Origin of the sequence: Alkalihalobacterium sp. APHAB7, assembly GCF_048323755.1 — a bacterium.
In the GTDB taxonomy this organism is placed as follows: Bacteria; Bacillota; Bacilli; order Bacillales; family Bacillaceae_F; genus Alkalihalobacterium.
Map to the genome: position 1 here is coordinate 1 of NZ_JBLWFS010000034.1, position 20,074 is coordinate 20,074.

19 protein-coding genes, 1 tRNA gene and 1 rRNA gene are annotated in these 20,074 nt (G+C 38.6%); 16 read left to right on the forward strand and 5 right to left on the reverse strand.

Annotation, left to right across the window (positions count from 1 at the left end):
* Positions 1-175 precede the first annotated feature (175 nt).
* Together rrf and ACNSTQ_RS20815 are read left to right on the forward strand one after the other, a co-directional pair.
* Positions 176-291: ribosomal RNA gene (rrf, locus tag ACNSTQ_RS20810) — 5S ribosomal RNA — on the forward strand.
* A gap of 968 nt (positions 292-1,259) precedes the next feature.
* Positions 1,260-1,910 (forward strand): N-acetylmuramoyl-L-alanine amidase, encoded by a 651-nt coding sequence (locus ACNSTQ_RS20815; protein WP_418201673.1) that lies wholly within the window; start codon positions 1,260-1,262, stop codon positions 1,908-1,910.
* Positions 1,911-1,997: 87 nt separating this feature from the next.
* On the opposite strand, the gene ACNSTQ_RS20820 is transcribed toward ACNSTQ_RS20815, so the two are convergent.
* The 4 genes from ACNSTQ_RS20820 to phnD form a co-directional block, all read right to left on the reverse strand.
* The gene (locus ACNSTQ_RS20820; RefSeq protein ID WP_418201674.1) at positions 1,998-2,132 is read right to left on the reverse strand and encodes a hypothetical protein; all 135 of its coding nucleotides are present in this window, start codon (positions 2,130-2,132) and stop codon (positions 1,998-2,000) included.
* A gap of 126 nt (positions 2,133-2,258) precedes the next feature.
* Positions 2,259-3,074, reverse strand: coding sequence for a phosphonate ABC transporter, permease protein PhnE (gene phnE, locus ACNSTQ_RS20825; protein ID WP_418201675.1), 816 nt, complete (start codon positions 3,072-3,074; stop codon positions 2,259-2,261).
* A complete protein-coding gene (gene phnC / locus ACNSTQ_RS20830; protein WP_418201676.1) occupies positions 3,067-3,849 on the reverse strand; it encodes a phosphonate ABC transporter ATP-binding protein in 783 nt (260 codons plus the stop codon). Before phnC ends, phnE begins: the two co-directional genes overlap by 8 nt.
* Before the next feature lie 16 nt (positions 3,850-3,865).
* On the reverse strand, positions 3,866-4,798 hold the full coding sequence (phnD, locus tag ACNSTQ_RS20835) for a phosphate/phosphite/phosphonate ABC transporter substrate-binding protein (RefSeq protein ID WP_418201677.1): 933 nt from the start codon (positions 4,796-4,798) through the stop codon (positions 3,866-3,868).
* 216 nt (positions 4,799-5,014) lie between these two features.
* Between phnD and ACNSTQ_RS20840 the strand changes: the two genes are divergently transcribed.
* The 8 genes from ACNSTQ_RS20840 (at position 5,015) to ACNSTQ_RS20875 (ending at position 12,815) form a co-directional block, all read left to right on the forward strand.
* Complete coding sequence (locus ACNSTQ_RS20840) at positions 5,015-6,157, forward strand: trans-sulfuration enzyme family protein (RefSeq protein WP_418201678.1); 1,143 nt, start codon at positions 5,015-5,017, stop codon at positions 6,155-6,157.
* A gap of 283 nt (positions 6,158-6,440) precedes the next feature.
* A tRNA-Met gene (locus ACNSTQ_RS20845) sits at positions 6,441-6,517 on the forward strand.
* Positions 6,518-6,688: 171 nt separating this feature from the next.
* Positions 6,689-7,672: a thiamine-phosphate kinase gene (thiL, locus tag ACNSTQ_RS20850; protein WP_418201679.1), complete on the forward strand. Its 984-nt coding sequence runs from the start codon at positions 6,689-6,691 to the stop codon at positions 7,670-7,672.
* A gap of 12 nt (positions 7,673-7,684) precedes the next feature.
* Positions 7,685-8,137 carry a tRNA (adenosine(37)-N6)-threonylcarbamoyltransferase complex ATPase subunit type 1 TsaE gene (gene tsaE, locus ACNSTQ_RS20855; RefSeq protein ID WP_418201680.1) on the forward strand — a complete coding sequence of 151 codons (453 nt, stop codon included), beginning with the start codon at positions 7,685-7,687 and terminating at the stop codon, positions 8,135-8,137.
* Positions 8,138-8,848: a tRNA (adenosine(37)-N6)-threonylcarbamoyltransferase complex dimerization subunit type 1 TsaB gene (gene tsaB / locus ACNSTQ_RS20860; protein ID WP_418201681.1), complete on the forward strand. Its 711-nt coding sequence runs from the start codon at positions 8,138-8,140 to the stop codon at positions 8,846-8,848. It begins immediately after the preceding gene.
* Entirely contained in the window at positions 8,845-9,303 is a 459-nt protein-coding gene (rimI, locus tag ACNSTQ_RS20865) for a ribosomal protein S18-alanine N-acetyltransferase (RefSeq protein ID WP_418201682.1), read from the forward strand. The genes tsaB and rimI overlap by 4 nt, the downstream gene beginning before the upstream one ends.
* Positions 9,293-10,309, forward strand: a complete 1,017-nt coding sequence (gene tsaD, locus ACNSTQ_RS20870; protein ID WP_418201683.1) for a tRNA (adenosine(37)-N6)-threonylcarbamoyltransferase complex transferase subunit TsaD — start codon at positions 9,293-9,295, stop codon at positions 10,307-10,309. Before rimI ends, tsaD begins: the two co-directional genes overlap by 11 nt.
* A 352-nt stretch (positions 10,310-10,661) precedes the next feature.
* The gene (locus ACNSTQ_RS20875) at positions 10,662-12,815 is read left to right on the forward strand and encodes a hypothetical protein (protein ID WP_418201684.1); all 2,154 of its coding nucleotides are present in this window, start codon (positions 10,662-10,664) and stop codon (positions 12,813-12,815) included.
* A 118-nt stretch (positions 12,816-12,933) separates the two neighbouring features.
* Here the strand turns inward: ACNSTQ_RS20875 and ACNSTQ_RS20880 are convergent, their stop codons facing one another.
* Positions 12,934-14,841 carry an ABC-F family ATP-binding cassette domain-containing protein gene (locus ACNSTQ_RS20880; RefSeq protein ID WP_418201685.1) on the reverse strand — a complete coding sequence of 636 codons (1,908 nt, stop codon included), beginning with the start codon at positions 14,839-14,841 and terminating at the stop codon, positions 12,934-12,936.
* A 192-nt stretch (positions 14,842-15,033) separates the two neighbouring features.
* Between ACNSTQ_RS20880 and ACNSTQ_RS20885 the strand changes: the two genes are divergently transcribed.
* The 6 genes from ACNSTQ_RS20885 (at position 15,034) to ACNSTQ_RS20910 (ending at position 19,770) form a co-directional block, all read left to right on the forward strand.
* Entirely contained in the window at positions 15,034-15,669 is a 636-nt protein-coding gene (locus tag ACNSTQ_RS20885) for a redox-sensing transcriptional repressor Rex (RefSeq protein WP_418201686.1), read from the forward strand.
* 75 nt (positions 15,670-15,744) lie between these two features.
* On the forward strand, positions 15,745-15,927 hold the full coding sequence (locus tag ACNSTQ_RS20890) for a twin-arginine translocase TatA/TatE family subunit (protein WP_216831749.1): 183 nt from the start codon (positions 15,745-15,747) through the stop codon (positions 15,925-15,927).
* Between the two features lie 17 nt (positions 15,928-15,944).
* Complete coding sequence (gene tatC / locus ACNSTQ_RS20895; RefSeq protein WP_418201687.1) at positions 15,945-16,715, forward strand: twin-arginine translocase subunit TatC; 771 nt, start codon at positions 15,945-15,947, stop codon at positions 16,713-16,715.
* Positions 16,716-16,928: 213 nt separating this feature from the next.
* Positions 16,929-18,104, forward strand: a complete 1,176-nt coding sequence (locus ACNSTQ_RS20900) for a pyridoxal phosphate-dependent aminotransferase (protein WP_418201688.1) — start codon at positions 16,929-16,931, stop codon at positions 18,102-18,104.
* 18 nt (positions 18,105-18,122) lie between these two features.
* Complete coding sequence (locus ACNSTQ_RS20905; protein WP_418201689.1) at positions 18,123-18,911, forward strand: carbon-nitrogen family hydrolase; 789 nt, start codon at positions 18,123-18,125, stop codon at positions 18,909-18,911.
* A gap of 331 nt (positions 18,912-19,242) precedes the next feature.
* Entirely contained in the window at positions 19,243-19,770 is a 528-nt protein-coding gene (locus tag ACNSTQ_RS20910; RefSeq protein ID WP_418201690.1) for a DoxX family protein, read from the forward strand.
* Positions 19,771-20,074: the final 304 nt, after the last annotated feature.

A 20,074-nucleotide genomic window follows, 5' to 3' on the forward strand; every position in this document is an offset into this window, starting at 1 on the left:
TGAATTCATCTAGCCATTATCCAGTTTTGAGAGAACCACTCTCAATTAAATAAGGATTTTCAGAAGCAAGAAGTTCAAGGAAGTGAAGTCCTGAGGAACGGATCGTATCTAAATACGTGAGTACCGGAAGGGCAAAACTGACGAAGAAATTCTAAGCTTATCAAAATCCGTAAAGTCTAGTGGCGATAGCGAAGAGGCCACACCCGTTCCCATGCCGAACACGGAAGTTAAGCTCTTCAGCGCCGATGGTAGTTGGGGGCTTCCCCCTGTGAGAGTAGGACGTCGCTAGGCACAAAGCACAATCCAATTGGGTTGTGCTTTTTTAATTTGACTTTATTGATTAAGGGTTGGGTAAATCACGATTTTTATGTATTAAGAGGACTCAGAAGCCCTTATTTGTGAACAAAATACCCTTTTGGACGAATAAGGGCACTCACAGGCCCTTATTCCAAGAAATTTTTGTGAATATCAGATGATTTTAAGTAAATAAGAGCCTCTCAGTGCTCCAAAGTCATAAAAACGATGATTATTGTATAAATAAGGGCATCTCAGACACGCAAAAAACAGACATCCACATATACAAGTCATAGTACTTAGTAAAAAACATATGGGAATGCAGCTTTAGGCAGCAAACGAGTGAAAGGGGCGATGTGATGCATCGCACCTCCCCTGTGAGAGGAAACCTTTCTTTACGTAGAACAACATGAGGGCATCGAGGGTAAATCTTCATGGATCACATCCCCGTAGAAAAGAAAGGTTTAAGGGGCGTCGCTAGGCACAAAGCACAATCCAATTGGGTTGTGCTTTTTTGGCTGTTACAAGGCTTAACTATATTTAAGTGCAGCAGTAATGGATTTACTGGTTTATGTCGAGAAATCGGTAAATCGAAAAAGTTGAATGAAAACTCGGCAAAGTTAAAAATAAATTGAATTAAGTTAAAAATAAAATTGAGCCAAGTCTGAAAAAATAGCAAACTGCAAAATAAGCCAATTAACAAAGCTAAATGCAAAAACCTTCGAGTAATAAATTTGAGGAAGTAAGCCACTTACCAGGATTACCTTTGAACATGGACGATCAAAACTATCATTAGGTGCCGTTGTATTTTTATTAAACAAACATAGAAAATATTAGGAGTTTTGATATAATACTTAGGTATCATATAATATTGTTAGGTGGTAATTATCGTAAGAAACTTAGGAATAAATATACTTATTGTAACTTTATTTTTAATAGGATGCACAACAGCTGAAAAATCCCAAATGATCGGAAAAGACACATTGCAAGTAATGCAAGAACATTCGAAGATAGAGAAAAAGGATTTGATGCTTCAGTCGGAGGAGACAAGAAGAAACGATATCGATTCCGTAGATTATCTTTTACCACTGGAAAACTCAAAACCGCGGACGGAGGCAATCACCCATGTCATGGTTCATTTTATAAGCAATGCTGCGAGAAATCCAGAAGATCCTTATAATACTAATGATATCTATTCCATTTTTGAGGAATATGGTGTGTCAGCACATTATATGATTGGAAGAGATGGGACAGTGTTTCGGCTCGTATCAGAAGATCGTGTCGCTTATCATGCTGGGGCAGGAGAACTTGAAGGTTACCCTGACTATAAGGACAGTTTAAATGAATTTTCTATAGGTATAGAACTCCTTGCTATCGGCACCAGGGAAGAGATGTTTCCTGCTATACCAGTACGTGTCTACAATGTAATAGATCCAAGATTAGTAGGCTATACAGATGAACAATACGAATCGCTTAACGTTTTATTGGATGATATTTTCCAGAGAAACCCATCAATAATTAGAGATAGAAATCATGTGATTGGGCATGATGAATACGCACCTGGTAGAAAAGCTGATCCAGGGTCATTATTTGATTGGTCTAAACTCGGTTTATAGTTAACTTTTTATGCAATTTCATGGGCCTTTAGGTTAAATACAAACGGTTACCTACATGGTATAAATTGGCTCTAATGAGTTTGCAGCTCAGTCAGCCTTTTCAGCTTTTTCATCTTTAGAATGTTTTTGAAACAACCCGTATTCCTCAAAATTAGACTGCAGTTTGGTTTTCTGAAAACCAGACAAAAAGAGAAGAACACTAAAAATAATAAATACACGCATGAGAAAAACCTCCTATTGTATAAAATGCAGGAGGTAGCCGTCTGGTTACATCTTGTAATAAAAATTCGCAGGATAAAGGTTGTTAAACGAAGTAGAGTAAGGAACGTATCCTTACTCTTTTTAGGCTTATATGACTTTTTTTCGAATAGCCGTTGAGATTTGTTCTACCGCAATAACGATGATTAAAATTAATATGATTATCATTAATGCTTCATCAAACCGTCTTAGTGACATCGCTGTATTTAATTCGACCCCGATACCACCAGCACCGACAAGACCTAAGATCACAGCAGATCGAATGGCTTTTTCAACTGCATACAAGCTTGTACCGACAAAGGAAGGGAAGCCTATCGGAATAACGGATCCTGCAATGATACCAAATCTAGAAGCTCCTGTTGATTCCAGCGCTTGAGAAGGACCTTTGTCTATTTCTTCTATTCGTTCTGAGAAAAAGCGAGCACAGAAGCCGATGGTATCAACAGCAATTGTTAGAATTCCTGCAAGTGGTCCAAGTCCAACTGAGATAACAAAAATTAACGCCCAAATTAAATCAGGAATGGTACGTAACATTGAGACAATACTACGTACAGCAGATCGAATGACAGGATGTGGACTAGTGTTCGTAGCGGCTAGGACTGCTATTGGTAAGCTAAGCACAACTCCAATAGCCGTACCGACTAAAGCAATCTCAAACGTTTCTAGAATTCTTTGCATAATCGGTCCAATACGAGAGGCATCTGGAGGAAAAGCACTTCCAACGAATTTCCCCATATTGAGTACACCGTTACCTAAACGGTCGAGTGTTATGTTTGCGTTATTAACAGCCATGATGATAAATGAGAAGAAGATGACCCAACCAATCCAGGAAAGGAGTGAAGGCTTTTTAAAGCGCTTTGGCATTTGTTCATTTAGCTTCTTGTTTGAATTTATTTTATTATGCACCTGCTTTTTCTCCTTCCACTTCGGCAAAGTCTTCTTGATGATATAATGTATCAAGGAAGGCTCGATCCAGCTTTTTCACACTTTCATCGACAATCAGATTTCCTTTTTTTAATGCGATAATTCGATCACCGTATTCCATTGCAATGTCCATCTGGTGTAGGATGGATACAACAGATAATCCACGTTCTTGAACGATCTCCCAAAGTAAGTCCATTACTTCACGACCGGCTTTAGGATCAAGACTAGCAATCGGTTCATCGGCTAAAACAATTTCCGGATCTTGCATCAACATGCGAGCAATGGCAACCCGTTGTTGTTGCCCTCCAGACAGTTGATCAGCACGACGCTTAGCAAAGTGTGCTAACCCTACACGGTCTAAACAATCCATCGCTTTCATGCGAAGTTCTTCGGAAGCAAATGGTGCAAATGTATGAAAGGAGGTCTTCGTATGACCTAACGCACCAAATAGAACGTTTTGAAACACGCTTAAATTATTAATTAAATTAAAATGTTGAAATACCATCCCTACTTTTTTTCTAATAGGACGAAGTTTGCTTTTTGAAAGCTTAGTAATGTCGGTTTCATCAATAATTATGTTTCCTGAGGTTGGTTTTTCAAAGCTAGTAATGCAACGGAATAAAGTAGACTTCCCAGAGCCGTTGTGCCCTAAGAGCACAACGCCTTCTCCAGGATTAACTTTAAAGCTGACATTATTTAGAGCTTTTGTGCCATCAGGATAAACTTTAGTTAAGTTGTATACCTCCAACGAAATCATTTTAGCCCTCCTAAATTTATAGCTCAATTCCAAGTACACGATATGTCTCGCGCATTAAGTCATAATCAGCATCGGTAATGGGTACGATTTTGGCCGTATTATACTTTTTGTTATCTTCACTAAATAAAATGGCTTCTAAAATTTCATCTTGATGCTCGAGTAAAATACGAGCAAATTCAGTACGGAAGCTTTCTGGAAGCTCACCGCTAGCTACGAAAGGATCTTGTGGAAGTGGAGGTCCTTCTAACAGAATACGGTATTGCCCTTCACCATCTTCTTCAACCATCTTTGCAAAGTCACGAACGCCTGTAGCTAAAGCGTCAACATCACCGTTTTTGAAAGCATCAATACGTGCATCGCCAAGAAGCATAATTTCTACATCGCGATCAAGGTCTAATCCCTCTTCAAGTAACATCGCACTCGGTCCAATATGCCCGCTAGTTGAACCTACATCTTTCATTGCTACCTTTTTGCCTTTTAAATCTTCAACTTCCTTCATGTCACTATCTTCGTGTACAATGACAACAGTATGGTATTGATCACGTTCTAAAGCAGCAAGTGGTTCTGCATCAGGTGAAGCAGATTTAATTTGTGCGTATTCCGAAGGCCCAGCTAAAATCATGTCAACTTGACCGTATTCCATCGCTGTAGCAGAAATAACACGATCAGATAAAGCAAAGAATTCAAACTCTACTTCAGTTAAATCTTCTAGTAATTCTTTGAATGGTCCAAACTGACGTTGTAATTCTTCTAAACCTTCAATACCTGTAACAGCGAAGCGAACTTTCTCCGGCCAATCCGCACGCTCATCTTGAACCTCTGATGAATTACTGTCTGTATTTGTGCCAGCTGTTTCAGTTTGTGGTGTAGCCGTGTCTTTGCTGCCACATGCAACTAAAAAAACAATACTAAGAATGATAAGGCCGATAAAACGTAAAGAATGTTTCATAAGTTTAAATTCCTCCTGGGTTTTATTAACAAAGCGTAAATTATGTTTTGATAATATTTGCTTTGTTATGAATTTGTTTGACAATGATTACTATACCGTCTCTTTGTTAAGCCATTGTTTTGCTAATATCAATTTGTGTTAAGAAATCGTTAAAACTGTTAAGATGGAGTTAACAAAATTTACAAAAGAAAAGAATCAATAAAGGTGGAGTCATAGATGGGGCAACGATTTAATACGAGGACTGTACATTTCCAGTCAAAAGATGTAGCGAGAAATATGAGTAAAGCTCAACCGATTTATCAAACATCAGCGTTTACTTTTAAGGATCTAGAAGATATGGAAAGTTTCTATCAGGGAGAAAAGGAATTTCTTTATTCTCGATTTGGTAATCCAAACACAGAGGACTTAGGAAAAGGTGTAGCGGCTATCGAAGAGGCTGAGGACGGTGTAGCTACTTCTTCTGGAATGTCGGCAATACTGGCTGGAATATTAGCTGTTGTTAAACCAGGAGAGCATATTGTGGCTTCAGAAGATTTATATGGAGGCACTTATCAATTATTAGCGGTTGAATTACATAACCTAGGTATTGAAGTAAGTTTTTTATCATTTGAAGACATTGAAGAGGTCAAAAGTGCGATCTTACCTACTACTAAGTTAATTTATACAGAATCTGTAACTAATCCGTTATTACGTGTAGAGAACTTAAAAATGGTTAAAGTAATTGCAGACGAGTTTGATTTAATTACAATGATCGATAATACATTTGCAACTCCTTATCTTTTACAGCCAACAACGTTTGGAGCAGACCTTGTCATTCATAGTGCAACCAAATATATCGGTGGTCATAGCGATGTGACAGCTGGAGTATTAGTAGGTAAAAAAGAATTGATTGAAATAGCTAGAGGCAAAGTTGTAAGTTTAGGATGTAATTTAAGTCCATTTGAAGCGTGGTTAGCATGTCGTGGATTAAAGACTTTAAGCATTCGCATGGAACGGCAGTCCAGAAATGCTTTTGCTTTAGCCAATGCGTTAAAGACCAATGGAGGAGTATCAAAAGTGTATTACCCTCAAGACCTTTCGGCAAAGGGTAACGGGGCAATGGTTTCTATAGAATTGGACCAAACTGTAAATGTAGAGCACTTCTTCAAATCATTAGGATGGATTAAAATTGCGCCTACATTAGCGGGTGTGGAAACAACGGTTTCGTATCCGATTCGAACTTCGCATCGAACCATTCCTGATGTAACTCGTGAGAAGCTTGGAATTACAGAAGGACTTGTCCGTATATCGGTCGGTATTGAAGATGAATTAGATATCATTGAAACATTTGAAAATGCTATTGCCAAGGCTAAAGGCTAATCGAGAAGAGGCTGAAAGTTAGCCTCTTTATCTTTATTTGATAATTTAATGTTTAGACAGCCAAAAAGTTGGCTATGCTATTTGTACAGGGTTAAGTAACTTCATCAAGTATCTTAACGTAAAAAAAATTAATGTTTCTTGCATAAAGAAATAACATGTGGTAAACTATAATAACTGTTGGTAGCAAGCATTACATCAGTGAAGCAACTTAAACAGAAGCGTCAGTAGAAGAGGAAACGACGACCTCTTTAGAAAAAGCATCGTCCAATTACTTTCATAACGTCGCGGGGTGGAGCAGTCTGGTAGCTCGTCGGGCTCATAACCCGAAGGTCATAGGTTCAAATCCTATCCCCGCAACCAAATAATTACCGCATCTACGTTGAATAAACAACCTGAAAGGTAATATAAGTAGTACTTGAAGAGTTTATGACTTACATAAAAAGAACGATACAAATTTTAAATCAACAGAAACTCCTTAGGATGTCAGTCCTAAGGTTTTTTTTTCTGTGATTAACAAAAGGGTGAAACTTCATGCAGGATGAATTTTCTTTTATTACTAAAATTACACCAAAGCAGTTAAAGCAACGAGAATTAATTTATGGGATTGGCGATGATGCCGCTTTATATCATATTGATGGTGCTTATGATGAAGTGATTTGTGTCGATACTATGGTAGAGGATATTCACTTCCGAAAGGATACGATGGCGCCATTTCATATCGGATATAAGGCCTTAGCAGCCAATATTAGTGATGTTGCTGCTATGGGAGGAACCCCGTTATTTTATTTGGTTTCCATTGCAATCCCTAAAGATTGGCATGACCAAGACTTATATGAAATATATGAAGGCATGGCGAAGCTGGCCTCTCAATATGAGATGGACTTAATTGGCGGTGATACCGTTTCAACGAAGGATAAGCTCGTGATATCGGTGACTGTTATTGGTAAAATTGAAAAAGGACGTCGTTTGTTAAGAAGTCAAGCGAAGCCCGGTGACCTCGTTTTCGTTACTGGAAATGTCGGGTCAAGTGCCGCTGGTTTGCATTTATTATTTGAAAGAACACGGAATGGGCAATTCTCAAAAGAAGAGATGGATCTCATTCAATCCCATCAAATGCCGCAACCGCAAGTGAAGGCTGGTCGTGTTTTGGCACGTTCCAACTGTAGACTTTCATTAAATGATGTGAGTGATGGTTTAGCGAGTGAAGCCAATGAGATTGCTGAAGCTAGTGGAGTAACAATTGTTATAGAAGAAAGTAAAATTCCAATTATTGAAGTAATTGATTCGCTTCAGCCTGAGAAACGGTTAAAGTGGGCTTTGTTTGGTGGCGAAGACTTTCAGCTGATTGGAACGATGGCAGAGGAAGATTGGAAAATTGTACATAAGCAGCTAGAAAAACAAGGGGTTACGGCATCTGTAGTAGGAAAAGTTATGGAAGGTGAAGCAGAAGTCTTTTTACAAACCGAAGAAAATTTGATTGAATTAAAAAAGGAAGGCTACAATCATTTTAAGTAGACAGGTGAAATTATGGAGAAATACACATGGAACAGTCATTCTCCAGAAGAAACGTTTGAGTTTGGAGAACGATTAGCTAAGCATTTGACGGCTGGAGACTTACTTACGTTAGAGGGAGACTTAGGGGCTGGCAAAACAAGTTTTACTAAAGGAGTTGGCAAAGGATTAGGCGTCCAACGTGTGATTAACAGTCCTACATTTACGATTATCAAAGAATATAAAGGTGATTTACCTTTGTATCATATGGATGTTTATCGACTGGAGCATAGTGAAGAAGATTTAGGTTTCGATGAATATTTTGAAGGTGAAGGGGTAACAGTCGTTGAATGGGCGAGCATGATCAAGGAAATGTTACCAGAAGAACGTCTCGATATTTACATTTATCATACTGGAAATGAAGAACGAACATTTGAATTATGCCCAAAAGGTGACCGATTCATTTCGCTGTGTAAGGAGTTATTCTAAATGAAAGCAATTGCAATTGATACAACCAATTTAGTAATGGGCATAGCCATAACGGATGGTGATAAAGTAGTAGGCGAAATGATTACCAATTTGAAGAAAAATCATTCGGTCCGCTTAATGCCTGCCATCTCACAATTAATGAAAGAAGTCGATATGGAGCCTGGGGATTTAGAAAGAGTGATTGTTGCTCATGGGCCTGGATCTTATACAGGTGTCAGAATAGGTGTTACAACGGCTAAAACAATGGCTTGGACTTTAAAAATTCCGATTGTTGGTGTTTCGAGCCTTGAAGTAGTTGCTCAAAACGGTCGCTTTTTTAAAGGATATATCTGTCCTTTTTTTGACGCTAGACGAGGACAAGTGTATACCGGTCTTTATAAAAGTAACGGGCAAGATGTTGTTATTCAAGAAAAAGATCAACTCGTACAGCTTGATGACTGGCTTGAACAATTCAAAGAAATGAAAGAAGATGTTTTATTTCTAAGTAATGATTTAACATTACATCAAGAGAAGATTGAAGCTGCACTCGGAAATCGTGCGATATTACCTTATCTGTCCATGCAAAATCCTAGACCATCTGAATTAGCGCAACTTGGAGTGAAAAAAGAACCTCAAAGCAATACCCATGAGTTTGTTCCCCAATACTTGCAGCTTGCAGAAGCTGAAGTGAAATGGTTAGAAGCGCAAAAAATTAAAGGAGAAATGAAATGACGGAGCCGAGCATTCGCTTCATGACAGTAGATGACCTAGAACAGGTCCTTATTGTCGAGAAAGATGCGTTTACTGTTCCGTGGAGCCGGACGGCATTTTATAATGAGTTAACGAGCAATCAGTTTGCTCATTATGTCATTATGGAGCTAGAAGGAGTTATCATCGGCTATTGTGGTGTATGGCTCGTCATGGATGAAGCACATATCACAAATATTGCAATTCTCTCACAATATAGAGGAAACAACTATGGGGAAACGTTGCTTTTATATGTAATGGAACTTGCAAAAATGTATGGGGCATTAAAAATGACGCTAGAAGTTCGAGTTTCTAATGAAGCGGCAAAAGGATTATATGAGAAACTAGGCTTTATGCCTGGTGGGATTAGGAAAAATTATTATACAGACAATTTAGAGGATGCATTAGTCATGTGGGCGGTGTTAAAAGATGAAGGATGAATTGATATTAGCAATAGAGACGAGCTGTGATGAGACGTCAGCAGCGGTTATAAAAAATGGTACAGAAATACTCTCAAACGTCGTTTCTTCCCAAATTGAGAGCCACAAGCGGTTTGGAGGGGTTGTCCCGGAAATTGCCTCTCGTCATCATGTTGAAAAAATGACGTACATAGTAGAAGCTGCCATGGAAGAAGGAGACTTGACGTTTGCACAGTTAGATGCGATTGCAGTAACAGAAGGTCCAGGGTTAGTTGGGGCTCTATTAATGGGAGTAAATGCTGCGAAAGCGCTGGCATTTGCGCATAATCTTCCTTTAATCGGTGTTCATCATATCGCTGGGCACATTTATGCGAATCGTTTGGTCAAAGAAATGGAGTTCCCATTATTGGCGTTAGTCGTGTCTGGTGGTCATACAGAACTTGTTTATATGAAGGAACATGGATCCTTCAAAGTGATTGGTGAAACAAGAGATGATGCAGTGGGAGAAGCCTATGATAAGGTGGCAAGAACTTTGAATTTACCATATCCAGGAGGCCCTCATATTGATAGACTTGCACATGAGGGGGAAGTAACGATTGATTTACCGAGAGCATGGCTCGATCCAGATTCGTATGAATTTAGTTTTAGTGGATTGAAATCAGCGGTCATTAATACCCTTCATAATGCGAAACAGCGAGAAGAAACAATTGAACCCGCAGACTTAGCTGCCAGTTTTCAAGAAAGTGTCATTGATGTGTTAGTGACAAAGACAAAAAGAGCAACCGAAGAATATGAAGTAAAGCAGCTACTATTAGCAGGCGGAGTTGCAGCCAATCGCGGACTTCGTGCAAGGTTAGAGCAGGAGTTTGAGAATTCAGAAGTGGAATTAATTATTCCGCCACTGTCGCTATGTACAGATAACGCTGCGATGATAGGGGCAGCTGCTAGTATTTTGTTACAGCAAGGTAAGTTTTCCGATTGGGCACTCAATGCAAATCCAGGCCTTGAACTAGATACCTGTGAATAAAAAGTTTAAATCCTTTCTTATCAGTCTATGCTGAAAGAAGGGATTTTTTGTTTGAAATTCTTTTTTTAAAAGGAATTTGAGGATAGGAAACATCAAAATTCGTCATTCCTAACGAAGAAACGTGTTTTTTTATGTGGAAAAAACTTATCCACAACATTGTGTATGAAGTGGATAAGTACGTGAATAACTTATTCTACTGCAATATAATTTGTTTATAAAAAAATGTGGATAAACATGTGGGTAGTGGGGATAACTTTTAAAAAAACGAACAAATCAATGATTTCCCTGTGCATAACGTTGTGAATAGTGTGGATATGTCAGAAAATTTGTTCATAAGTTGAGGGGAGCATATGTGAAAAAGAGTTGCATCATCATCATTAGTTTGTTTTTTATGATGTTATTAACAACAAACGTGAAAGGAGATGAACAACAAAAATCACTTATAATTATCGTTGCTCCTGATTTTTCTTTTGAAGAAGCGGAATGGTTACTTGAAAATGGTGACCCTAACGTCTGGAGAAAAGCAGGTTTTTCTGCTTTAAATGTGAGGCCTGAAGGGAGTTATTCGTACTTAAGCAATACAGTATCATTAAGTTCAGGGATTCGGGGAGTCGGTGTCGATCAGTGGAATGCGTTTGAAAAAGGAGAATACATTGATGGTAGAGCAGTCGAGGAACTTCTCTTACAATGGACTGGGGCTTATCCACAGGATAGTTTACTTCACCCGTACCTCCACAAATTAATTGAAAAAAATAATTCGACAACATTCCGTGCACCGATAGGGTTTTTGGGAGAAACCTTAAAGCAAGAAGGTATTACACGATATGTACTCGGTAACAGTGATTTATCAGAAGAAGAAAGAGTCCGCTATGCATCATTATTTGCTATGGATAAAAAAGGTGAAGTTGAAGGTGAGTTAACGAAAGTAGTTGAGGTGGATGCAGCGGCTCCAGCGGGCTTAAGCATGAATTCAGAGCTCTTATTAGAGGAAATTCGCGTAGTTGAGGGTGAAAGTGACCGATCGTTTATTGTAGTAGAGTGGGGAGATTTTCATCGCCTATTTTCAAATAAAGACATGATGACGTCTAATCACTTTGGGAAGCGTTACGAAAATTCTTTGTTTTCATTTGAACAGTTTATTCAAAGTCTTGTGGATAACGGTAGTCGTCATGTTATGGTAGTCGCGCCGATGATGCATTCAGGGGCATACAAGGAGAAAAAGCAACTGAGCCCTTTTTATTATTGGGATACAGCACTTCAACATCCATTTGAGCTTTACTCACAAACGACAAAGCAAAGATACATAATTAGTAATGCTGATATTGTTCCGACCATTTTATCCACATTTTCCATAAAAGTCCCACCTAGCTTACCAGGGACACCTTTACATCAGTCCGAGATTACAGTCGGATATTACAATCACGATGAGGTTGTGGAAAACGTAAATTGGGTGTTTAAAATATATAGTACTAGAAGTGTTATCCTTTCTAGCTATATCACTCTGTTAGTTTTAATGTTAATAAGTGTAGGAATTTTAATATGGAGAAAGAAAACGAACCCTCGATGGTTAAATGCAGGGAAGATCATTTTATTAGCTGCGGTCAGTTCACCAATTTGGTATTTATTTTTATCGAAGGTTCTCTTGTACGTTCATAGCGGTTACTACTTTTGGTTATTAACTTTACTATCCATCCTAGTAGCTTGGATTCTTTTAAAGTTCACTAAATGCCCTCTTGTTGTACTAGGGGCTATTCAATTTACGGTTATTACAATTGATTTGTGGATGGGTTCACCTTTAATGCAAAGATCCTATTTGGGCTATGATCCCATTATAGGAGCGAGGTATTACGGAATAGGAAATGAATATGCCGGCGTATATATGATTTCTGGATTACTGATGCTAATCCCTTTTTGGAAGGCATCTAAACGAACATTTTTAATCGTAACGACTATCCTGTTCGGGTTCCTGATTTACATGTTAGGTTCGAGTCATCTCGGAACCAATGCTGGGGCTACATTATCAGCTGCGATCGCTTGGGGATTTATTGCGGTTAAGCATAGTTCTTTAATGAAAAAATGGAAGATATGGCTACCTATTTTATTAGTTGCAATACCAGTTTTTTCACTCATTCTTTTGTTTTTATTACAGATAAATGGTAAACCGACTCATATTGGATATGCTTTTGAGCGAATTTTGAGCGGTGATTTTTCGTATATGCTTGATGTTATTAAAAGAAAGCTGCAAATGAATTGGAAGATCTTTAAGTTCTCGAACTGGACCCAATTGTTTGTTACTTCCTATATTTTAATGGGGATTATACTATGGCGACAAAAAAATTGGATTAAGAATGAGCGGGAAAAAGATATTTTGCAAGCGATGCTCGTCACATCTGTAGCCTTACTTTTATTAAATGACTCGGGAGTCGTTGCAGCCGCTACTTCGATGTTTCTAATTGTAGCTACTAGTTATTATTGGTTGTTGGAAGAGAAAGCAACTAGTGTTTAAAGTACTCGATGGTGTTGCATATCTACTAAAAAGGGTCCATCCAAACGTGTCTAAATGAACTAGTTTGATGGACCTTATAGTGCTTGTTATCAGGCAAGAAGACTTAACTGGTGCCTATCTATTCTTGCAGTTCTTCCCATTCGGTTAGTAATTGTTCGATGGTTGCGTTATGAGAGTCAATTTGTTGCTGAAGCTGTGCAGATTTTTCGTGGTCTTCATATACAGATGGCTCGCATAAGGTTTGTTCCCATTCGGCTACTTCTGTTTCCATCTGTTCAACCGTTTCTTCAATTTCTTCTATTCGACGTTGTCTTTGACGTTCTTTTCGTTTAGCTTCTTTATCTATATGAAAGTTTTGTTTATCTTTTTTGGGTTCATCCAGTTGATTTTTTTCCTCATTAGCTAGTTCATGTAACTGACGGGCTTCATCTTTTTTATGCAAATAATAGTCATAATCACCAAGGTAATTCGTAATATTTTGTTGGGAGAGTTCAATAATTCGTGTCGCCATACGGTTTAAGAAGTACCTGTCATGAGAAACAAACAGGATTGTTCCTGGATAATCAATTAAAGCAGATTCTAAAACTTCTTTGCTGTCTAAATCAAGGTGATTGGTTGGCTCATCAAGAATTAAGAAATTTGCTTTTTTTAACATTAACTTTGCTAAGGCGAGTCGTGCTTTTTCACCACCGCTTAAATCAGAGACGATTTTTAATACATCATCACCACTAAAGAGGAAGTTTCCTAGAACCGTGCGTATCTCTTTTTCTTGCATCAGTGGATATTCATCCCACAGTTCATGAATGACTTGCTTGTTTGATGTTAATTTCGCTTGTTCTTGATCATAATAACCAATAGCAACGTTGCTCCCATAGGTAATCGTTCCAGAAAGAGGTTGCAATTCTTTTGTAATCATTTTGAGCAAGGTAGATTTTCCAATTCCGTTCGGGCCAATTAAAGCTACACTCTCACCGCGATTCAGCTGGAACGAAATATCATTAAATAATACAACGTTATCATATCCGCCAGAAAGAGCTTGTACTTTTAATACTTCGTTTCCTGTTTGTTTTTCAATACCAAAAGAAAAGTTAGCGGATTTTTCATTACCTTGTGGTCGGTCTAACCGTTCCATTCTTTCAAGTGATTTCCTGCGACTTTGGGCTCTTTTTGTCGTAGAAGCTCTAGCGATATTCCGGCGTACAAAGTCTTCCAATTTTGCAATTTCTTCTTGTTGTTTTTCAAATTGTTTTAATTCCTGCTCGTAACGCAGGGCGCTTTCTTCCAGGTAGTCTGAATAATTCCCTTTAAATTTAGTGGCCTTTGTTCTCGAGAGCTCATACACGTGATCAACGACTTTATCTAGAAAGTATCGGTCATGTGAGACAATGAGTACAGCGCCTGGGTAATTAGATAAATACTGCTCCAGCCAAGCCAGTGTTGCAATGTCAAGGTGGTTCGTCGGCTCATCGAGTATGAGTAGGTCTGGTTTCGTTAATAACAACTTTCCAAGTGCTAGGCGTGTCTTTTGCCCGCCGCTTAGAGTAGAGATCTTCGTATTGTAATCGAAGTTGGCAAAATTTAATCCAGCGAGCACGGAGCGAATATCGGCTTCATATTGGTAGCCGCCTTCGTCTTTAAAGTTAACTTGGAGTAGGTCGTATTCTTTCAGGATTTTCTCGTAATTCTCGTGATCAGGGTCAGCCATTTGTTCTTCGAGTTTTCTTAACGTGCGTTCTTTTCTTTGAAGCTCAGCAAATACCGATAACATTTCATCCCAAATGGAAAGGCTAGACTCGAGACCTGTGTCCTGAGCGAGGTACCCGAGCTTTACATCTTTTGGTATCATGATTTCGCCTGAATCAAAAGACATTTGTCCAGCGATAATTCTCAATAGCGTCGATTTTCCAGCGCCATTTCGTCCAACAAGGGCAATACGTTGTTTAGACTGTATTTCAAATTTTATATTGGTTAAGATTGGCTCTATACCGAATGATTTGGTTAAATTTACACATTGTAATAAAATCATAAAAATAATCCTTCCTACTTATAGGGTAACAAAGAGATAAAGCTATGAAACAAGTATGATATATTAAGTGTACCTTATCGGAAGTTATTCAACAACTTCATGAACAGTCGTCTAAAACGATTACACGAAAGATAAAAATAGTGTACAATATGACATGTACATCCTGATTGGTGGAAACCTTGGAGGCGATCTATGAAATTTGAACAACCTAAAATTCCGCAAGCTACAGCGAAACGATTGCCCTTGTATTATCGTTACTTAGAAAATCTGAATGCATCGGGAAAACAGCGTGTTTCTTCCTCAGAGTTGAGTGAAGCCGTCAAGGTTGACTCCGCGACGATTCGCCGTGATTTTTCTTATTTTGGTGCATTAGGGAAAAAAGGGTACGGATATAATGTAAATTATTTACTTTCTTTTTTTCGAAAAACATTAGATCAGGATGAGTTGACAAAAGTAATTCTAATTGGAGTCGGAAATCTTGGTACAGCGTTCTTAAATTATAATTTTGCAAAAAATAATAATACAAAGATTGTTATGGCATTTGATGTGGATGAAGATAAGGTTGGACAAGAAATGGGTGGGGTTAAAATTTATAACCTGGCTGAACTAGAAAAACATTTAGACCCAGAAGTTACAGTAGCCATTTTAACAGTGCCTTCTCAATCTGCTCAAAAAATTGCGGACCGACTCGTTTCAGTAGGAATTAATGGTATTTTGAACTTTACGCCAGCACGATTAACAGTACCAGATAATGTTAGGGTTCACCATATCGATTTATCCGTTGAATTACAAGCGCTTATTTATTTTTTAAAGCATTATCCGTTATAATAGAGGATAAGCCTAGAAAGTAATTTTTAGTATGACTATATAGAAAGTAACCACTTAACTTAGGAGGTGTAAGTTATGCCATTAGGACCGGGAAGTTTAATTATTATTGGATTAGTCGCGTTATTAATCTTTGGACCTAAAAAGTTGCCTGCATTAGGGAAAGCCGCTGGTAATACTCTTCGTGAGTTCAAAAATGCAACAAAAGGTTTGGCTGATGACGACGATGATAACAACAAGAAAAATGAGAAACAAAACTAGTTAGGATGGGTATTTAAATGGAACAGAAAGACATGTCTGTGTATGACCATATAGGTGAATTACGTAGACGATTAATCATCGTCTTCGTCTTTTTTGCTATCGCTTTAATTGGTGGTTTATTTATTGCGAAACCGATTATTACCTTTCTTCAGACTGCACCGACTGCTCAAGACATTCCAATGAATGCCTTTAAGCCGACTGATCCGCTTCGAATATATATGACGTTTGCATTTTTTAGTGCATTTTTAATTATTTTTCCAGTCATTTTATATCAGCTATGGGCGTTTATTAGTCCTGGATTGCATGAAACGGAAAGGAAAGTAACTTTAGCCTATATTCCTATAGCATTTTTATTATTTCTTACAGGAATTTCATTTTCCTATTTCATCTTGTTTCCGTTTATTATTCAATTTGTCGGTACGTTAGCAGGGCAATTAGGGATTAACGAGATGTATGGAATTAATGAATATTTTACATTTCTCTTTCAGTTAACAATACCGTTTGGTCTACTGTTCCAAATGCCAGTCGTTATTATGTTCTTAACACGATTAGGGATTGTAACACCCGCTTTTCTAGGAAAGGTTAGAAAGTTCGCGTACTTTGGCCTTCTCGTAATTGCAGGTTTAATTACACCACCTGAATTAATTTCACATTTAATGGTAACTGTTCCGTTACTCATGCTTTACGAAATTAGTATTGTCATATCGAGAGTTGCGTATCGAAAAGCACAACGCCTTGAAGCAGAACGCCTTAAAGAAGAACAGACTGAAAATGAAAACCACGCTTAGGCTGCATTCCACGAATGCAGCCTTTTCTTATCTCGATATGAGGGTGTATGTGTAGGGTGCCAGGCACCTTTAATGCACTGCACTGATAAAGGTGCCAGGTACCTTTACTACACTGCACTGGTAAAGGTGGGGGACAACACGGTCATTGACAAAAACGGTTATGCTTCATACGATGGGTTTAGTTTAATAAAGCAATGAAATGTAGGTGAAGAGATGAAACAGTTTCAAATGAATCAGACGATGACAGAATTACCGAAGCAATATTTTGCGAGTTTAGTCGCTAAAGTAGGGGCCTTAGTCAAAGAAGGTGCGGATATTATTAATCTGGGCCAAGGAAACCCTGACCAACCGACACCTGAACATGTTGTTTCAAGTTTAAAAGAGGCAGCTGATCTTCCCCAGTATCATAAATATCCACCTTTTCGCGGATATCCATTTCTAAAAGAAGCGATTGTTGAATTTTATAAACGAGAATATAATGTAGAACTCGATCCTAACAAAGAAGTGTGTATCCTCTTTGGCGGAAAGGGTGGACTTGTTGAAATTAGTCAATGCTTATTAAACCCAGGAGAGGTAGCCCTTGTTCCAGACCCAGGTTATCCGGATTACTGGTCAGGTGTTGCTCTTGCTGGAGGCAGAATGGAAATGATGCCCCTAAAGAAAGAGAACGGTTTTCTTCCTAACTATAGTGAAATTCAAGAAGAGGCATTAAAGCAAGCGAAGCTGATGTTCTTAAACTATCCGAACAATCCAACCGGTGCAACTGCTTCAAAGGAATTCTACGATGAAACGGTAACCTTCGCAAAACAGAATGATTTTTGTGTCGTTCATGATTTTGCTTATGGTGGTATCGGTTTTGATGGGCAAAAGCCAGTAAGCTTTCTTCAATCCGAAGGAGCAAAAGAAATAGGAATTGAAATTTATACATTATCGAAGACATATAATATGGCAGGGTGGCGTGTCGCTTTTGCGGTTGGGAATGCTTCAGTGATTGAAATGCTTAACCTTTACCAGGATCATATGTATGTCAGCTTGTTTGGAGCGATCCAGCAGGCAGCAGCTACCGCCCTTCTTAGTCCGCAAACATGCGTCGATGAGTTAGTGAAAAAATATGAAGGACGTCGCAACGTCCTAATTGAAGGGTTACAGTCGATCGGTTGGAAGGTAACAGCCCCAAGCGGTTCATTCTTTGCTTGGTTACCGTGTCCAGAAGGAATGAGTTCTGAAGAATTTGCCGACATCCTGTTGTACGAAGCGCATATAGCTGTTGCACCAGGTCGAGGATTTGGAGAAAGTGGGGAAGGCTACGTTCGAGTCGGCCTTTTAGAAGAAGAATATCGGTTATTAGAAGCAGTGGAACGGATTAAAAAACTTGAACTCTTTAAGTAGAATGGGAGGCCTTTACTAATGAAAATTGCGATTTACCAAATGGATATTATTCCAGGTGCCCCTGAAGAAAACCACAAAAAAGTAAAACAGTGGTTCGAACAAGCAGCAAGCCAAGAAGAAAAGCCGGATGTCGTTGTCCTGCCGGAAATGTGGACAACAGCTTATACATTAACTTCTTTAGATCAAGTCGCAGAAAATGATCAGAAACAAACAGCCACCCTATTAAGTGAGCTCGCTAAGCAATACGCAGTAAATGTCGTTGGGGGCTCTATCGCAACAAAAGAGGGAGATAACATTTACAATCGAGCACTCGTATTTAATCGAAGCGGTGAACAAGTTCATCAGTATGATAAGATCCATCTCGTTCCGATGTTAAATGAACATCTATATTTAGCAGGCGGTCAGGAAAGAGTTCAATCATTTGAACTCGATGGCGTTAAAGTAGGTGTCATCATTTGTTATGACCTACGTTTTCCGGAACTGGCTCGCTCGCTAGCTTTAGCAGGAACTGAAGTGCTATTTATCGTTGCTGAATGGCCAGAAGCGCGTCAAAGTCATTGGACGACATTACAACAAGCCAGAGCGATTGAAAATCAAATGTACGTTGTGTCATCCAACCGAGTGGGCACGTATGACGGAGTTGAATTTTGCGGGCGCTCACTCGTTATTAATCCTTGGGGAGATACAGTCGCTCAAGGAACGCAGGACAAAGAAGAAACGATCACAGCGAATTTGCAATTAAAAGATGTAAAAGAGGTTCGTCATAATGTTCCTGTGTTTAAAAGTAGAGTGCCGAACTTATACTAAAACTTTATTTCACTACTTCAGTATAGCCAGTTGATATTGAACTAGAGCCGGTGAAGCAATCACCATCCAGAAATGTCCCTTTCTTTTTCAAGGTAATGGAGGAAAATGAAAAAGAAAGGGGCGACCTAAAAGGCGAGGGTAGGGAAGTACTGGGGCTTTAGAACTCTAGTAGAGGGATTTTTTTTGAACAGTTTGTGAAAAAGTGAGCAAACTTGTAGACACAGGTCAAATAGTGCTTTATTATATAAAATGTGAAACACTTCACAAACAGAGCATTCAAACTTGTCGCGACCAGGTGAAATGTAAACAACAGCCTAGAGGAGGAATAAACATGTTTGGTCAGTTTCTTAGAAATCATTCAATTTCAGCGGGGATCCTTTTATTCTTACGCGTTTATCTAGGATGGGCATGGTTAACAGCTGGCTGGTCAAAGATTACTGGAGATTTTCATGCTGGTGGTTATTTGCAAGGTTCCGTATCTAATCCTGTATTACAGGGAGAGGCGATGATCTATCCGAATTACGTTGCATTTCTAGAAAGATTTGCAATACCGAACGCTGAGATATTTAGTTTTATGGTGGCATGGGGAGAATTCCTCGTTGGTTTAGGACTTATCCTTGGAGTTTTAACAACTGCAGCTGCATTCTTTGGGGTTATGATGAACTTTGCCTTTATGTTTGCCGGAACGATTTCAACTAATCCTTGGATGTTACTAATCTCAATGTTTATCTTAGCGGCAGGAGCCAATGCAGGTCGTTACGGTGGAGACCGTTGGGTATTACCGTATTTACGCCAACTGTTTATGAGAAAATCAGGAAATTCAATGTTAGAGGAAAAGAAAGTCATTAAAGTTGCTTAACAAGTTACAATCACGATCAATCTATCTTCAATCTTGACTATCGCTTTACCCCTCAAAAATAAACAATTTAGGAAGCTGCTTATGAAATGGGTGTCAGTCATTGGACTCATAACAAAAAGGTAGCTTCTTTTTTTCATTAATTCATTGTTCTTACTATTCTGTGTAATGCATTGTTTTAAGGGAATTAAAAGCTGAGGCATGGCTAGCTAATGAATATTAATCTGATGAGTTTAAATAATTTAACTTATAACTTATAATGGCATCTAAAGCCCGTTCCCTCTCCAAACCCCCTAACAACTGGAAA

Coding starts and splice junctions, on each gene's coding strand:
- tsaE (WP_418201680.1), top strand. CDS start 7,685: ATGGAGAAATACACATGGAACAGTCATTCTCCAGAAGAAACGTTTGAG.
- ACNSTQ_RS20885 (WP_418201686.1), top strand. CDS start 15,034: ATGAAATTTGAACAACCTAAAATTCCGCAAGCTACAGCGAAACGATTG.
- ACNSTQ_RS20815 (WP_418201673.1), top strand. CDS start 1,260: ATGATCGGAAAAGACACATTGCAAGTAATGCAAGAACATTCGAAGATA.
- ACNSTQ_RS20890 (WP_216831749.1), top strand. CDS start 15,745: ATGCCATTAGGACCGGGAAGTTTAATTATTATTGGATTAGTCGCGTTA.
- ACNSTQ_RS20900 (WP_418201688.1), top strand. CDS start 16,929: ATGAAACAGTTTCAAATGAATCAGACGATGACAGAATTACCGAAGCAA.
- ACNSTQ_RS20880 (WP_418201685.1), bottom strand. CDS start 14,841: ATGATTTTATTACAATGTGTAAATTTAACCAAATCATTCGGTATAGAG.
- thiL (WP_418201679.1), top strand. CDS start 6,689: ATGCAGGATGAATTTTCTTTTATTACTAAAATTACACCAAAGCAGTTA.
- tsaD (WP_418201683.1), top strand. CDS start 9,293: ATGAAGGATGAATTGATATTAGCAATAGAGACGAGCTGTGATGAGACG.
- ACNSTQ_RS20840 (WP_418201678.1), top strand. CDS start 5,015: ATGGGGCAACGATTTAATACGAGGACTGTACATTTCCAGTCAAAAGAT.
- phnD (WP_418201677.1), bottom strand. CDS start 4,798: ATGAAACATTCTTTACGTTTTATCGGCCTTATCATTCTTAGTATTGTT.
- tatC (WP_418201687.1), top strand. CDS start 15,945: ATGGAACAGAAAGACATGTCTGTGTATGACCATATAGGTGAATTACGT.
- tsaB (WP_418201681.1), top strand. CDS start 8,138: ATGAAAGCAATTGCAATTGATACAACCAATTTAGTAATGGGCATAGCC.
- ACNSTQ_RS20910 (WP_418201690.1), top strand. CDS start 19,243: ATGTTTGGTCAGTTTCTTAGAAATCATTCAATTTCAGCGGGGATCCTT.
- ACNSTQ_RS20905 (WP_418201689.1), top strand. CDS start 18,123: ATGAAAATTGCGATTTACCAAATGGATATTATTCCAGGTGCCCCTGAA.
- phnC (WP_418201676.1), bottom strand. CDS start 3,849: ATGATTTCGTTGGAGGTATACAACTTAACTAAAGTTTATCCTGATGGC.
- rimI (WP_418201682.1), top strand. CDS start 8,845: ATGACGGAGCCGAGCATTCGCTTCATGACAGTAGATGACCTAGAACAG.
- ACNSTQ_RS20820 (WP_418201674.1), bottom strand. CDS start 2,132: ATGCGTGTATTTATTATTTTTAGTGTTCTTCTCTTTTTGTCTGGTTTT.